The 14,422-nt window shown below is 50.3% G+C and carries 14 protein-coding genes; 6 read left to right on the top strand and 8 right to left on the bottom strand.

The window, feature by feature from the left end; all coding sequences use genetic code 11:
- Window positions 1-99 precede the first annotated feature (99 nt).
- Window positions 100-378 (bottom strand): SemiSWEET family transporter, encoded by a 279-nt coding sequence (locus AAZR23_RS14575; protein WP_046895005.1) that lies wholly within the window; start codon window positions 376-378, stop codon window positions 100-102.
- Window positions 379-641: 263 nt separating this feature from the next.
- A complete protein-coding gene (yihI, locus tag AAZR23_RS14580; protein ID WP_046895006.1) occupies window positions 642-1,145 on the bottom strand; it encodes a Der GTPase-activating protein YihI in 504 nt (167 codons plus the stop codon).
- A 216-nt stretch (window positions 1,146-1,361) separates the two neighbouring features.
- Here yihI and AAZR23_RS14585 point away from each other — a divergent pair, with 216 nt between their 5' ends.
- A complete protein-coding gene (locus AAZR23_RS14585; RefSeq protein ID WP_434693389.1) occupies window positions 1,362-2,834 on the top strand; it encodes a glycosyltransferase family 39 protein in 1,473 nt (490 codons plus the stop codon).
- Window positions 2,835-3,066: 232 nt separating this feature from the next.
- Here AAZR23_RS14585 and AAZR23_RS14590 read toward each other — a convergent pair whose 3' ends face one another.
- From AAZR23_RS14590 to AAZR23_RS14605, 4 genes are all read right to left on the bottom strand, one after another.
- Window positions 3,067-4,401 carry an NCS2 family permease gene (locus AAZR23_RS14590; protein ID WP_046895008.1) on the bottom strand — a complete coding sequence of 445 codons (1,335 nt, stop codon included), beginning with the start codon at window positions 4,399-4,401 and terminating at the stop codon, window positions 3,067-3,069.
- Between the two features lie 129 nt (window positions 4,402-4,530).
- Entirely contained in the window at window positions 4,531-5,304 is a 774-nt protein-coding gene (locus tag AAZR23_RS14595; protein WP_434693392.1) for an amino acid ABC transporter permease, read from the bottom strand.
- A gap of 1 nt (window position 5,305) precedes the next feature.
- A complete protein-coding gene (locus AAZR23_RS14600) occupies window positions 5,306-6,043 on the bottom strand; it encodes an amino acid ABC transporter permease (protein WP_434693394.1) in 738 nt (245 codons plus the stop codon).
- A 77-nt stretch (window positions 6,044-6,120) separates the two neighbouring features.
- Entirely contained in the window at window positions 6,121-6,954 is an 834-nt protein-coding gene (locus AAZR23_RS14605) for an ABC transporter substrate-binding protein (protein WP_046895011.1), read from the bottom strand.
- Window positions 6,955-7,586: 632 nt separating this feature from the next.
- On the opposite strand from AAZR23_RS14605, the gene AAZR23_RS14610 reads away from it, so the two are divergent.
- Genes AAZR23_RS14610 through AAZR23_RS14630 form a run of 5 tightly spaced genes read left to right on the top strand, consistent with a single transcriptional unit; the run spans window position 7,587 to window position 13,242 of the window.
- Window positions 7,587-8,174, top strand: a complete 588-nt coding sequence (locus AAZR23_RS14610; RefSeq protein WP_046895012.1) for a fimbrial protein — start codon at window positions 7,587-7,589, stop codon at window positions 8,172-8,174.
- Window positions 8,175-8,229: 55 nt separating this feature from the next.
- Complete coding sequence (locus AAZR23_RS14615) at window positions 8,230-8,922, top strand: fimbrial biogenesis chaperone (RefSeq protein WP_218427176.1); 693 nt, start codon at window positions 8,230-8,232, stop codon at window positions 8,920-8,922.
- A gap of 14 nt (window positions 8,923-8,936) precedes the next feature.
- On the top strand, window positions 8,937-11,447 hold the full coding sequence (locus AAZR23_RS14620) for a fimbria/pilus outer membrane usher protein (RefSeq protein ID WP_434693399.1): 2,511 nt from the start codon (window positions 8,937-8,939) through the stop codon (window positions 11,445-11,447).
- A gap of 9 nt (window positions 11,448-11,456) precedes the next feature.
- Window positions 11,457-12,536, top strand: coding sequence for a fimbrial protein (locus tag AAZR23_RS14625; protein WP_434693402.1), 1,080 nt, complete (start codon window positions 11,457-11,459; stop codon window positions 12,534-12,536).
- 46 nt (window positions 12,537-12,582) lie between these two features.
- Window positions 12,583-13,242 (top strand): fimbrial biogenesis chaperone, encoded by a 660-nt coding sequence (locus tag AAZR23_RS14630; RefSeq protein ID WP_434693560.1) that lies wholly within the window; start codon window positions 12,583-12,585, stop codon window positions 13,240-13,242.
- A gap of 32 nt (window positions 13,243-13,274) precedes the next feature.
- On the opposite strand, the gene AAZR23_RS14635 is transcribed toward AAZR23_RS14630, so the two are convergent.
- Both AAZR23_RS14635 and phoU read right to left on the bottom strand, forming a co-directional pair.
- Entirely contained in the window at window positions 13,275-13,526 is a 252-nt protein-coding gene (locus AAZR23_RS14635) for a zinc-ribbon domain-containing protein (protein WP_230059738.1), read from the bottom strand.
- 123 nt (window positions 13,527-13,649) lie between these two features.
- Window positions 13,650-14,420, bottom strand: coding sequence for a phosphate signaling complex protein PhoU (gene phoU / locus AAZR23_RS14640; RefSeq protein WP_107679949.1), 771 nt, complete (start codon window positions 14,418-14,420; stop codon window positions 13,650-13,652).
- Window positions 14,421-14,422: the final 2 nt, after the last annotated feature.

Raw genomic sequence — 14,422 nt, forward strand, 5'->3', positions numbered from 1 at the left:
CCGTTCTCTGACGGTTTAGTGTGCCGCACAGTTTATCGGATCTGCCGCCCGATTAATATGATCACACCACAGACAGACAATCCGGCGTCGGTGACATAACTACAGAGCCGTCAGCATCGCCGCTAATCCGAACAGAACACCGGGCGCATTGGCGACCGCCACCGGCAGATCTTTCACTTTAATGCCGTAAATCACCCAGAGTGTACAGTTAAATGCGGCAGCCAGCGGCTGTAACGGGGATGTTTTATGCCCCGCCAGATTGTCCATTATCTGAGGAATATACGAGACATACATGCAGAATGCTGTAAAGGTTGCCACCCAGCCAAGGCAGCGGATAAAGCGGCTGTGATCATGCGGCTGACGTTGTGTATTACTCATTGGAATCTCCCGGAGAACCGTATCAGCATAACTTTGCATTATTCTTCAGAATTATTTATTATTTTCAATAATATATCTGCCCGTGCCGTCACAGAAAAAACGCACTGATATTGCAGATAACCGCCTTAATACCGGTATTTAATCCGCTATTAAGGCAGATAACACGGCAAACACGTAGGCTGAATATAAGAAAACCGGCATAACAGTCGCCTGTTACGCCGGTTTTAATGCAGTACCGCCGGTTTCAGCGGAATAACGGAAGATCAGCGCCCTTTCAGCAGTTGCATGATGTCGTCGGTTTTCTCTTCATCATCATCTTCATCAAGAGAAATACCGAGTTTTTCCATCAGCGCATCGATACGTTCAAGCATGGTATCGACGTAAGTATTTTCTTCTGCGGTCAGGGTTTCATTGTTCTCAAGGCGCTGCAGTAATGCATCGAGACGCTCGTCGTTCTCGAGTTTTACCAGCTCTTCTTCCGGAGACAATCTGGCTTTGAGCGGCTCAGCCGGTTTTTTTACCGCCGGTTTGACAGAGGTTCTGCCTTCAGCAATCAGCGGAACCGGTTTTTTACTGCCGATACGCGGATCAGCAACCGCATTATCCGTACCACGGCCGGTCTTGCGGGCATCATCCTGCTGACGGGCACCGGACGGATTACCGCGGTGCTTTTTCTGCCGTTTACGTTCACGGCCTTCCGCGTTGAGCTCCTCACGGCTTTTTTTGGGTGTCCGTGACCGGGATGGTTTTTTTGAAATAGCGGCCATATACCTTACTCGCTTAAAAATTAACTGATTAATTTGTGTTAACATTTACCACGTAAATGAACAGTACAAAACTATATTCACGGCTTCCGGGTTACCCGCAGCTATGACAGTGATTCGCTGGCGGCTAGTTTACCCTGATTTCCGTCAAAACGATCTATCATTTCGCCTCCGGGTGAATAATGAACACAGCTATTATTTTAACCAAGATATAGAATTATGCACTTTTCACAACAAACGTCACACCGCCCCGTCTGGTTTTGGGTCGCAGCTTATGTCACGCTCTGGATTATTATCAGTTACAGATTCGATCCGACAGTACCGTATGATGCAGTAGAAGCCCTCAACTGGGGAAAAACCGGTGAATGGGGTGCGCCGAAAAATCCGTGGCTGGTCGGCATGCTGATGTATCCGGTCATCGCCTTCCCTGATCTGATTGCCGCCGATTTCTACTGGTATTTCATCCATTTTACCGGCATCGGTATCGGTATGGGCGGCGTGTGGTATCTGACACACCGCCTCACGCAGCGTACTGATTTTGCCTGGCTGGCACTGCTGTCACTGAATCTGTCGGGGATCATTAATTTTGATTTAATTCCTTATAATGATAACTATATCCTGGTCACCTTCTGGCCATGGGTGCTGTACTTTTTTGTCCGTGCCGTTTATGACAATCCCGCCTGGTGGATGGGCTTTGCACTGACGTCGGGGCTTGCCACCATGGGCAAATATTCCACGCTGGCGCTGGTCGGTATGGTCTTTCTCTTCACGCTGTTTGTACCGAAAGCGCGGGAAAGTTACCGCTCGCCCTGGTTTTATGCCGCTATCGCCCTCTGGTTTGCTCTGGTCATTCCGAATGTTATCTGGCTGGTTAACAATGATTTTGCCGCCTTTAAATGGGTCGATTCACAAATTAAAACCGGTTTAACCCTGAAAACCACCGGTTCACTGTTCACGGTTTTTTATCCGCTGATCATTATTGCCGTCATTATCCGTCTTAAAGGCGGCCGTTTCAGCTGGCCAAAAGAACAGGCAAAACGGCTTATCAATATTATGATTCTGGCACCGCTCGCCGTAATTTATATCTGGTTCACCTTCCATAAAGGCGGACGCATTACCGAGTGGTTACAGCCTTTTGTCCTGCTCAGCATCCCCGCGCTGATCTGCTCGGTGGTAACACCGCCGGTAAAACCGCTGAAAAACGTGATGAACGGGCTGATAGCCTTTGCGGTTATCGTTATCGCAGGCTATGCCACAGTGATGAGTCTCAATATCCGCGATGCCGGACAGAAAAATATCGGGCTGAAAACCTTTACTGCGGAGGCGGAAACCTGGTGGGAGCAGGAAACCGGAAAACCGCTGAAATATACCGGCGGGGAATACCTGCATGAGTGGCTGACCTTTTATGGTAAGCACCAGCCGGAAACTATCCAGCCGTGGATCAATGAGTTTGGCCATACCTACCGGGCAACCAATATTTATAACCTGCATGTCACCCGTGAGGATATCCGCCGGGACGGTGCCCTGCTGATCGGCAAAGCGAACCGCACCTGCGCGGATGAGCCGTTTACCGGCGCGCTGGAAGACTGGCCGGATCTGGTTATCACGAAGCGGAAACAGGTCATATATCAGTCACAGCCCGGCGCAAAAGAAGAAGCCGTCTGTCTGGGGATTGTGTATCCCGCACACTAAAACAGAGACAAAAAAACCGCGCCGGTATCACCGCGCGGTTTCAGGCCGTTGACAAACCCGCAGGGGTTGGCGACGACCGGCAGAGGTTGTAAAAATAAACCAGGAAAATCAATTTATTGATTTTCGGCTGATAACACAAAGCAGGAAAAACCACGTTTTATCCTGCTTTGTCAGCAATTTCAAACCGCGCCGATCACCGCGCGGTTTTTTCACATCTGACTGACGGCCTGAATCAGGCGTCCACAAATACCATCTTCAGAATAAACAGCAGTGATACCACCACTACACACAGGTTCAGCTCACGCCAGCGGCCGGTGCCCAGCTTCATGGCGCAGTAAGCGATAAACCCTAACGCAATCCCTTCGGTGATAGAGAAACTGAACGGCATCATCACGGCAGTCACAAACGCCGGAACCGATTCGGTCAGATCATTCCAGTTCACGCGCACCAGGCTGGAGGTCATCAGCACGCCGACATAAATCAGCGCCCCGGCAGTCGCATAAGCAGGAACCATCGCTGCCAGCGGTGAAATAAAGATCGCCGCGAGGAACAGCAGACCAACCACAATGGCGGTCAGACCGGTACGACCGCCGACAGAAACCCCGGAAGTACTTTCAATAAATGCGGTCACGGAGGATGTTCCCATCGCAGAGCCGGCGACGGAGCTGATGCTGTCCACATACAGCGCTTTTTTCATATTCGGGAAACGGCCTTTCTCATCCGCCAGCCCGGCTTTGTCTGTCACACCGATCAGCGTACCGGAGGAGTCAAACAGGTTCACCAGCATAAACGAGAAGATAATCCCGGCGAGGGATAAATCCAGCGCGCCCATGATATCCACATGGCCGACCACAGAGGTAATTCCCGGCGGCACATCAAATATGCCCTTATAGGTGACATCGCCGAGGAAAAGCCCGATGGAGGTGGTCACCACGATTGACACCAGTACAGCCGCGTGGATATTGCGGGCAGCCAGAATGGCGATAATAAAGAAGCCCAGTGCGCCCAGCACCACACCGTGATCGGTAAACTTACCGATAGTCACCAGCGTATCCGCGTTCGGCACAATAATACCGGCGTTTTTCAGCCCCATCATGGCGATAAACAGCCCGATACCGCTGGTGATCCCCACCCGCAGACCCAGCGGGATATGCGCAATCAGCCAGTAACGGATGCGCAGCAGGGTCAGGATAAACAGCCCGACCGCCCCCCAGAAAATCGCGCCCATCGCCACTTCCCAGGAGTAGTGCATTGCACCCACCACCACAAAGGCGAAAAAGGCATTCAGCCCCATCGCCGGCGCAACCGCCACCGGCAGATTAGCAAATAACCCCATCCCGATACTGCCGATGGCCGCAATCAGACAGGTGGTGACAAACACCGCTTTGATATCCATCCCGGCGAACGAGAGGATTTGCGGGTTTACAAAGATGATATACACCATGGTGAGGAACGTGGTCAGCCCGGCAATAATTTCTGTGCGGACAGTTGTGCCGTGTTCCTGTAATTTAAACACGCGCTGGAGCAGGCCCTGATGAGGATCAGTGCCGGAAGTCGGAGTAGTCATGAATAAGGAGTCCCGGAAATTTGTTTTTTTCGGCTTATCCTACCGCATCATTTTCAAAAAGAAAACGTTTGCGTTTCATTGCGGGAAAATCCCGGCCATTAACTGTACCGGGATTGTCACTGATCAAACTTATGATGTACAGGCAGCCGGTTTTTCTGACAACTGTACCGGTTTCTCCCTGCCGCGGCCAGACAGACGGGCGAGCCATGACTGACGGGGCTGCCGCTGCAATGAATAACGGCGCATCAGGGCATTTGCGCCCAGTTCCAGCCCGGAGCACATCACAAAATAGATAAAGGCGACAAACAGGAAAATCTCTGTCGGATACACCATACTGCGGTTATTGACCTGAGTCGCAAGAAACGACAGTTCCCCCACACCGACAATATAGGCCAGCGAGGTGTCTTTAATCAGCGCAATCCACTGATTAATAAAGGACGGGATCATCATCCGCAGTGCCTGCGGTAACACAATATGCCACAGCACTTCCCACCGGCTGAAGCCGAGAGACATACCCGCCTGCCACTGTCCTTTGCCGATCGCCAGAATCCCCGCTTTCACGCCGTGGGCGATATAGGCCGAGGTGACCAGCGCCAGCGCACAGACCACCGTGGTGATTTCCGGCACATCCACACCGAACGCGATAGGCAGCAGGAAATAAACCCAAAATATCAGCATAATGATGGGAATAGCGCGGAAAAAACCGAGAAATGCGGCAAACAGGTTCACCCACCAGCCGCGCAGCATCGCCAGCATCACCCCGCCGATAGTCCCCAGCACCACGGAAATGGCCCCGGCAATCAGGCTGATCACCAGCGTCAGTGCCGCACCTTCCAGCGGTCCGTCAGGAAAAGTGCCGAACAGCAGATATTCCCAGTTATCACGAATTACAGAAAAATCCATCTTAATACCCCCGTGCCAGTGCCCGCTGTGTCCGCCACTGTCCGAATGCTTCCATCACAGCGATAATGGCGATATAGAGGATCGTCGCGACGCCGAAAGCTTCAAAAGTTTGTAAGGACTGACTTTCTACCTGACGCGAGGCGTAAGAGAGCTCAGCCACGCCGATCGCCATGGTCAGGGACGAATTTTTCACCACATTCATATATTGGCCGAGCAGCGGCGGCATGGCGATTCTGACCGCCTGCGGCAGCACCACATACCGCATGGACTGCCACGGTGTCAGCCCGAGCGCCAGTGCCGCTGATTTCTGCTGACGCCCGGTACCGGCAATGCCCGCCCGCAGTTCTTCCGCAATAAACGGTGCGGAGTAGAGCGTCAGCCCGAACCATCCGGCGATAAATTCAAATGACGGCCAGGCGAGTGTCAGCCCGGCCAGTTCAATCTCATGCGGCGTATTCAGCCAGATTTTCAGCGCCTGCGGCAGAATTTCCCCCGAGGCGAAATACCAGAAAAACAGCTGTACCAGCAGCGGCGTGTTACGGAATACACTGGTGTAAGCACTAACTAACCAGCGGGTCGGTACAAACTGACTGTCCCGTCCTGCCACCAGCAGAAAACCGAGCAGCGTGGCCGCAAGGATTGTCCAGAATGCGATTAGCAGGGTGATCACAAACCCCTGCCCCAGCCATTCCAGATATTCCGGCGCAAGTAAGTGCGTACTTATAAATTGCTCAAACATCCGCTAATCCCGTCTGTTACCCCAGAAATGCAGGAAGCCTCACCGGAGTGAGGCCTGAATCAGATAATACAATCACATTACTTCGGCTGGTCAGCCAGCGGTGCAAACTTAAATTCACCGCGTGGTTGTTCCGCTTTGGTACCCGGACCAAACCACTGGTTATAAATCTGCTGTGATTTGCCGTCGCTTTCGAGTTTCAGCAGGGTTTTATTCACAGCCTCAACCAGACGGGTTTCCCCTTTTGGTGCTGCCAGTGCCTGGTATTCACGGGTCAGGCTGAACGGTGAGAGTTCAAATTCCGCTTTTACTGACTCCGGCAGATTGCCCAGTAACCCGACCAGCTTGGCATCATCCTGGGTAATGGCATCGACGTTACCATTGCGCAGCGCCGCAAAAGCCAGCGGGGTGTCATCATAAGAAATCACTTTGGTGCCCGGATATTTCTCGCGCAGCGTTACTTCCTGAACGGTGCCTTTATCCGCACCGATGCGCAGTTTGGCCACATCTTCCGGCGTTTTCAGCACACCTTTGCGGGCGATAAATTTCTGTCCGGTCTGAAAATCAGGAATGGAGAAATCCACCTGTTTGGCGCGCTCATCCGTAATCGTGAAGTTCGCCCCGATTAAATCCACTTTACCGGAGACCAGCAGCGGAATACGGTTTGCCGGGTTGGTCGGGCGCAGCTCCAGTTTAACACCCAGGTCATCCGCGACAGCCTGCGCAATATCCACATCATAACCGGCCAGTTTTTTGGTCTGCGGATCGATAAATCCGAACGGCGGGTTGCTGTCAAAAACCGAAATACGGATCACACCGGCTTTCTGAATATCATCAAGCTTATCCGCCTGTGCGGTACCACTTACTAACGCTAAACCGGCAAGCAGAGCCGGAACAAATAATGTCGGTTTCATACACACCCCTGGAATCAGTCACGGAAAACGTCAATTTGTGTAAATCACACTCTCACGCTACCAACTCCTGCTTAGTTCCTGAAATACTAAGAAAGAATAATTCCATAACTGATTGTTCTAAGATGAACATAAGGACAGATGCTGTATCTGTAATAACAAGCCATTATTTTTAATTCATCTATTTTTATCAAAAAAACTAATTACATTATTTATGATTATTCACTGAAATAAAATCACACATTATTTTCCCGGCGGAAACATTCCCGAATCACGATAAGAAACACTTAACAGGCAGTGCAGGCGTTAATTAAAATTAATGACACAGAGAAATTATTCATGAAAAACCGTTTAATAAACAACTATATTTTGTATATTTTCACATTTAAACATAAGACACTATCAAAATAAAAAACGAATACTACATTTCATGAAAATGACAAACTATGAAAATAAAAATTTATAAAATTTGATAATAATCACATATCTGTAAAATACAAAATTAAGCACTGGTAAATATACCTGGTGATTCTAGATTTAAAGAGACTAATCCACATAGTCTCTTTAAATGAAAAACCGCAAAAATAGACGCTTATTTTTGTCAGTCTGGTATCTTATTTTTACCGGAGTTAACCATGTTAAAGAAAACGCTTATTACAGCAGTAGTTTCTGCCGCTCTTTTTTCAGGCTCCGCGTCTGCAATAACAGCAGCAGGCGGTATTATTAACATCACAGGTGCTATCAGTGATACGACCTGTACTATTAACGGAGGCAACAGCGCCGACTTCGCCGTATTATTAGATCCGATTACCGTAACGGATGCCGGAGTGACGGCAAATACCGTCATTACCAAAAATCAGAAAGCATTTACCATGACGTTCTCTGATTGTGCACCCGCATCAGTCCCGCCCGGAAGTAACCTGAAAATACATTTCGCATCCCCCAATAATATATCGTCAACCGGGAATTACCTGATTAACGATACCGTTAATGAAGGGGACCCGGCTGTCGCGAAAAATGTCGGATTCAGTTTATCGTCAACAACCGCACCGTCAGTGGCACTTTCACTGAATGCGGCGTATGACACCGGAGTGAAAGGCGATAAAACGGCACCGGCATCGGATCAGGTGACATTAATTGCCAGTTATTACAAAACCAATACATCTCCTGCAAAAGTCGGGCCTGTACATTCCAACGTGATTTATACAGTCTCTTATTTATAACCATTGTCAGACAGTCAGGCTTGTCAAAAAGCCTGACTGTTTACGGGTGAATATAATGAAACGCCGATTCTTTTTCCTGATAATGCTTATTTTGTCCGGTAATGCCGCTGCAAATATCGTGATTAACGGCACGCGGCTTATTTACCATGAAGAAAATGACAGCATTACTGTTCAGCTGAATAACAACAGTCAGACATCATCATTAGCCCAGAGCTGGACTGATGACGGTGATATTAATGCAACACCGGAAAACAGCAATTCCCCGTTTTATGTTTATCCGCCGATTGTCAAAATAGACGGAATGCAGGGACAGCAGCTTAAAATAAAGAAAAATAATGAAAAACTGCCGGATGACCGGGAAAGTGTCTTTTATCTCAGTGTGCTGGATATTCCGGCCACACCCGCCAATGCCAAAGGAAAAAGTGTGCTGCAGGTAGCCCTGCGGTCACGGATAAAGCTGTTTTACCGCCCTGCCGGGCTGACCGCAAACCCGGAAACCGTCATTGATAATATTCAGTGGCAGCTTAAAGGTGATCATTTATCCGTCACCAATAACTCCCCGTACCATTTTACTATTGCGGCAATCAATGCCAATGACAGCAGCCGCACATGGCTGGCGGCATCCGAAATGATCCCGCCCTTTTCTGAAAAACAATTGCCTCTGAAAAATACACTCCCGGCCCGTAATGCCTCAGTAACCTATGTGGATGATTACGGTGTGTATAAGCCGAAGAATATTACTTTCTGACGGACGATAATAACGTGAAAACACAACATTGCCTGCCGATTCTTATTATTGCCGGATTATGGAGTTATCCCCGCGAAGGCGTTACGGAAGAATTCGATACCACCCTGCTGGCCGGAGAGTCCGCCAAAGGGGATATTTCACGTTTATATCAGGAAAATACACTGCCGTCCGGCGAACAACTGATGGATGTTTATGTCAATAATACCTGGAAAGGCCAGTTCACCGTTGAGGTGGGAGAACACAATAATACCCTGAATTTTCAGCCGGAAGATATTAATAAGCTCGGGCTGAACCTTTCTGATGATGCAAAAAAATTATCCGCAGAGAAACAGCCGGTTCCGGCAGATGCTCTGACATCCGGACTGACTTACCACCTGAATAAAAGTACATTACGGTTAGATCTGTCCGTGCCGCAAATCGGGGTAAAAACAGCTGATGCCGGTTATATCGATCCGGAATTATGGGATCACGGACAACCCGCCTTTATTCTCGGCTATAACGCCAATTACTATAACGCCAGACAAAAAAAGAATAACAAACAAAGTAACGACAGCTTTTTTGCCACGGTAAATACCGGGCTGAACCTCGGTGTCTGGCAATTTCGTGATGAATCCGTTTACTCCGCTTATTCCGGCGGACATAAGGGCTGGAAAAATAACAGCCGTTACCTTTATCGTCCGCTCAGCCGTATTTTATCTGCGCTGACGCTGGGGGATTTTTATACCCCCCCTTCTCTGTTCGGCAGCTTTAAATTCAGAGGGGTATCACTGGCCACGGATATGAATATGCTGCCGCCGTCCGGCCAGGGATTCGCGCCGATCATCCGGGGTGTTGCCCGGACTAATGCTCTCGTCAGTATTTACCAGAACGGTAATCTTATTTTTCAGGAAAATGTGCCGCCGGGTGAGTTTATGTTCCGTGATATTCAGCCGACCGGCGGCAGCGGTGATTTTTCTGTCGTGATTCAGGAAGCAGACGGCCGGAAAGAATCATTTACCGTCCCCTTCTCCGCGGTACCCGATATGCTGAAAGAGGGGATTTATAATTACAGTCTGACCGCCGGTCAGGCGCGGCCGGATAATACACATTACCGCCCGGAGTTTATTCAGGGAGAATTTCGTTACGGGCTGAATAATACCGTAACGCTCTACACCGGCGGGATTGCCGGAAAAGATTACCGTTCAGCTCTGGCGGGCAGTGCCTGGAACCTGCCGTTCGGCGCGCTTTCCGTGGATGTCACTCAGGCAAATGCGGACTTTAAAACCGGCCGGAAAAGCGGCCAGAGCTACCGTATCGCATACAGTAAGTTTGTCAGCACCACATCCACCAACCTGACGCTGGCGACATACCGCTACTCCACCGGGAATTTTTACAGTTTCACGGATGCTGTCTATCAGCAGGATAATTACCGGGCCTGGGATGCTTACCGCGATGCACAGGAAAATACTCCGGATAACACGCCGCGGCAGATACCGGATCTGATGACACTGGATGCCATGCGTGGTGCACGGGCTAAAAATACGTTCACCGTGAATTTAAATCAGTATCTGGGGGAAAACCGGGGAGTGATTTATATCTCCGGTACCCACCGGGATTACTGGAATTCCGGTGGCAGCAACCGCGAATATCAGCTCGGATATTCAAACAGTTATAACGATATCAGCTATACCGTGTCCGCATCGCGGACACGTAATTTCGATGATAAAAATGAAACCCGGTTTTACCTGAATGTCAGCGTGCCGGTTTCTGTTTTCGGCAAAAGTGCATCACTCAGCAGCGGTATTTACGCCACCGATTCCCGTTATCAGCAAACAACAGTCAGCCTGAGCGGTACTGCCGGTAAAGATGACCTGGTCAACTACACGCTGACCGGCTCAAATCAGAACGGCGGCAACAACATGGCGGGCGCAAACCTCAATTACCGCAACCCGTACAGCACGTTGTCCGGCTCATTCAGTGAGGGCAGTGATTACCGTCAGGCGGGAGCCGGGGCGAAAGGCACTATCGTCGCGATCCCGGGCCATATCGCCATGTCCGGTGACACCGGCAATACCTATACCATTATTGATGCCCCGCAGGCCGGTAACCGGATGGTGAATTCAGATAAAGCGTCACTGACAAACAGTGATGGTGTGGTGCTGATGACACAATCCGTCCCTTACCGCACTAATTCATACACGCTGTCAGACACAGAAAAAAGCTCCGGTGCCGAAGTGACCGGTAATATCGGCCAGATCAGCCCGTATAAAGGCGCGGTCAGTTATATCCGCATGGAAACCGATCCCCGCCAGACCTTCATTCTGCGGGCGGCACGGGAAAACGGCGGCACACTGCCGTTCGGTACAGAGGTAACTGACGCGCAGCATCAGTCACTGGGGTATGTCGGACAGTCCGGGCTGCTCTATCTGAAAAGCGGGCAGTTGCCGTCCTCGCTGCTCATAAAACTGACGGCGGACGGGAAACAGCAGTGTGTTATCCGCAATCCGGTGGTGACGCCGGATAAAAACCACAATATCTGCCGGTAAAAGGAAACAATGATGAAAACCTCCGCCGCTGTATTACTTTTATTCCTGACAGTGATAAGCAGCAGGGCGGCTTATGCCACCTGTTCGGTAACATCCACCCAGACAGCACCGGCCGTAATGCTGGATATTTCCACTGATCTGACAGGCGCCACCACACCGGTATCGAAAGTATCTCAGACCAACTTCAGCGGCCAGTTTACCTGTACGACAGCAGTGGTGCTGTTTCCGAATACCATCGGAATCGACTCCCCTTTTAATGGCCGGACAGCGACAATCGGATTTAATAACGGTGCACAACTCGTCAATATCACCCTGACGGCTCAGACAAAAAAGAGTGTTTCCGGCCTGGCGGCAGGTACTCACAACGGGACAGAACTCAATACCGGTTTCACATTGCGTTTTGATCTCGTCACTACACCAACCGGTAACTACACCAAAGTCCCGGGTGATACAGTGACGATTACACCCGTCATTTTTGCCTCTGATGCCACCACGCTGGGGCTGGTCGGCTGGCTGGCCGCGCTTGTCAGTAAGATTCTGCAGTTTTTACTGACACTGCAATGGCCGGCTGACCCGAATGATATGTTTTTGCAGCCGGTGCAGATTACCTACAATCCGCCGGTGACCACCTGTACTTTTACCAACGCCGGGCTGACCGTCAATCTGCCGCTGATGAGCATCAATGCCGTTAAAACCACGGATAAAGCCGGATATACCCCGTTCCGCCTGAATTTTACCTGTGGCAGTCTCCTCCCGGGTAACACCGCGTCCCGGGATATTGCCATGTTCCTGTCGTCGTCAAATTTACAGCCGTCCGATAAAACCGTGCTGACCAATACCGTTTCCGGCGGTGCGGGCGGTGTCGGCTTCCGGGTGGTAAAAGCCAATAACCTCAGCAGCCCGGTACAATTTTCTGACAGTGCCAATGCTCAGGGCAGCGCCACCAGTATTTTCACTGCCGCCAAAGGCAGTGCGGTTTCACCGGCTTTCTCTGTCGATCTCGGTGCATATTACTATCCCTACAGTCCGGGTACGGTGACACAGGGAAAAATGAGCAGTTCCGCGACCCTGGTTTTTTCCTACAACTGAATCGCCGGAGGACACTATGCGGACAGCTGTTTTTATTATCATGCTTATGTGTATTCCGGCGGGATATGCGGGAGTGATGATTAATACAACCCGGGTCATTTTTCCGGGAAATCAGGATAATACTGTGATCCAACTGACCAACAGCGGAGAAATACCATCACTGGTACAGAGCTGGGCAGATGAGGGGGATATCAATTCCTCACCGGAAACGACCGGCGCGCCGTTTATGGTGGTGCCGCCGGTGACGCGGATCGCCGGAGGCGGCGGGCAGCAGCTGAAAATCCGGATTACGGAGAACAGCCTGCCCCATGACCGGGAATCTGTTTTTTATCTCAATGTAGTGGATATTCCGGCGAAAACCGCCGCCACCGGCAATACTCTGCAATTTGCCCTGCGGACGCGGATAAAGCTGTTTTACCGGCCGGATGACCTGCCGCTGCCGCCGGAGGACGTCCCTGAACAAATTTCTGTTTCTCTGTCAGGCGAAACACTGATTCTGAACAATCCGTCACCTTACTATTTCACATTATCCGCACTCGTTTCCGGCGGAGACAATACGCCGTCACATATCAGCACCGTGATGCTTGCCCCTTACTCAGAGAGCCGGGTGGCATATGCAGGGCATTTATCTGCGGGCGGGTCTGTCACACTGATCAGTATTGATGATAAAGGACACAGTGTGCGGACAGAGAAAACGCTGAATTGAAAATGCCGGTCAGGTGATGACCGGCATTTGTCTTACGGATTGAGTGTATTACCGCACCGCCCGCAGAAACGGCTGTCCGGCGGATAGCCGGTGCCGCACTTCTGACAATATCCGCTGATATTCTGCGGTGCTTCCCTGCTGATCTGCTCCGGGTAACCATTATTGTCACGGCCATGCTTGTTGTAACCGGTATTACCGTGTTTGCTGCCATGACCACCGCCGCCGCGGTTTCCGTGACCGGAACCGGAGCCGCTATTAAAAAACCGGTTGAATAAACTCATCATATACACCTCCGGAAACACTGTTTTGTCTGTTTTAAAAAGTATAAACCCCGGAGTTAACTCCAGGGTCAAATCAAAACGGATACTTTTACAAAAACAGACAATATCGCCGGAGAAGCAGCCCTGTTACGCCGGATCATCCCCTTTTTCACCGCTGTTACTGTGTGCGGAAACTTCAATCACATGCTCACCGAGCAGGATGCGTTCCACATCATCCCCTTTCACATGACGGAAATCCTGTCCCTTCACATAGTAGAAGATAAATTCACAGATATTCTGGCAACGGTCACCGATACGTTCGATAGAGCGTGCGCAGAACAGTGCGGTCAGGACACTCGGGATAGTGCGCGGATCTTCCATCATATAAGTCATCAGCTGACGGACAATCCCCTCATATTCCTGATCGACTTTCTGGTCTTCGCGGTAGATACGGATAGCTTCCTGAATATCCATACGCGCAAAAGCATCCAGGACATCATGCAGCATCTGAATCGCGTGACGGCCAAGGGATTCAAGGCTGACCAGCAGCGGCTGATGCTGTTGTGAGAATTTTTCCAGTGCGGTTTTGGCAATTTTATCACCCACATCGCCAATGCGCTCAAGTTCGGCGATTGTCTTTGAAATTGCCATAATCAGGCGAAGATCACTCGCCGTCGGCTGCCGCTTGGCAATAATACGGACGCAGGCCTCATCAATCATCACTTCCATGATATTGACCTGCTTGTCACCGGCGATAACTTCACGCGCCAGGTCTTCATCCTGGTTATGCATGGCGGTGATCGCTTTGCTGAGCTGCTCTTCCACCAGCCCGCCCATCGTCATCATTTCTGTGCGGATATGCTCTAATTCAGCATTAAACTGCCCGGAAATATGTTTATTGTGATTCAGATTTTCCATGA

The organism is Morganella sp. Je.2.23 (genome assembly GCF_051129855.1).
GTDB classification, from domain to species: domain Bacteria; phylum Pseudomonadota; class Gammaproteobacteria; order Enterobacterales; family Enterobacteriaceae; genus Morganella; species Morganella sibonii.

What these genes read in the sequence shown, in the direction of transcription:
- AAZR23_RS14575 (WP_046895005.1), bottom strand. Translation starts at nt 378, where the DNA reads ATGAGTAATACACAACGTCAGCCGCATGATCACAGCCGCTTTATCCGC.
- yihI (WP_046895006.1), bottom strand. Translation starts at nt 1,145, where the DNA reads ATGGCCGCTATTTCAAAAAAACCATCCCGGTCACGGACACCCAAAAAA.
- AAZR23_RS14585 (WP_434693389.1), top strand. Translation starts at nt 1,362, where the DNA reads ATGCACTTTTCACAACAAACGTCACACCGCCCCGTCTGGTTTTGGGTC.
- AAZR23_RS14590 (WP_046895008.1), bottom strand. Translation starts at nt 4,401, where the DNA reads ATGACTACTCCGACTTCCGGCACTGATCCTCATCAGGGCCTGCTCCAG.
- AAZR23_RS14595 (WP_434693392.1), bottom strand. Translation starts at nt 5,304, where the DNA reads ATGGATTTTTCTGTAATTCGTGATAACTGGGAATATCTGCTGTTCGGC.
- AAZR23_RS14600 (WP_434693394.1), bottom strand. Translation starts at nt 6,043, where the DNA reads ATGTTTGAGCAATTTATAAGTACGCACTTACTTGCGCCGGAATATCTG.
- AAZR23_RS14605 (WP_046895011.1), bottom strand. Translation starts at nt 6,954, where the DNA reads ATGAAACCGACATTATTTGTTCCGGCTCTGCTTGCCGGTTTAGCGTTA.
- AAZR23_RS14610 (WP_046895012.1), top strand. Translation starts at nt 7,587, where the DNA reads ATGTTAAAGAAAACGCTTATTACAGCAGTAGTTTCTGCCGCTCTTTTT.
- AAZR23_RS14615 (WP_218427176.1), top strand. Translation starts at nt 8,230, where the DNA reads ATGAAACGCCGATTCTTTTTCCTGATAATGCTTATTTTGTCCGGTAAT.
- AAZR23_RS14625 (WP_434693402.1), top strand. Translation starts at nt 11,457, where the DNA reads ATGATGAAAACCTCCGCCGCTGTATTACTTTTATTCCTGACAGTGATA.
- AAZR23_RS14630 (WP_434693560.1), top strand. Translation starts at nt 12,583, where the DNA reads ATGTGTATTCCGGCGGGATATGCGGGAGTGATGATTAATACAACCCGG.
- AAZR23_RS14635 (WP_230059738.1), bottom strand. Translation starts at nt 13,526, where the DNA reads ATGATGAGTTTATTCAACCGGTTTTTTAATAGCGGCTCCGGTTCCGGT.
- phoU (WP_107679949.1), bottom strand. Translation starts at nt 14,420, where the DNA reads ATGGAAAATCTGAATCACAATAAACATATTTCCGGGCAGTTTAATGCT.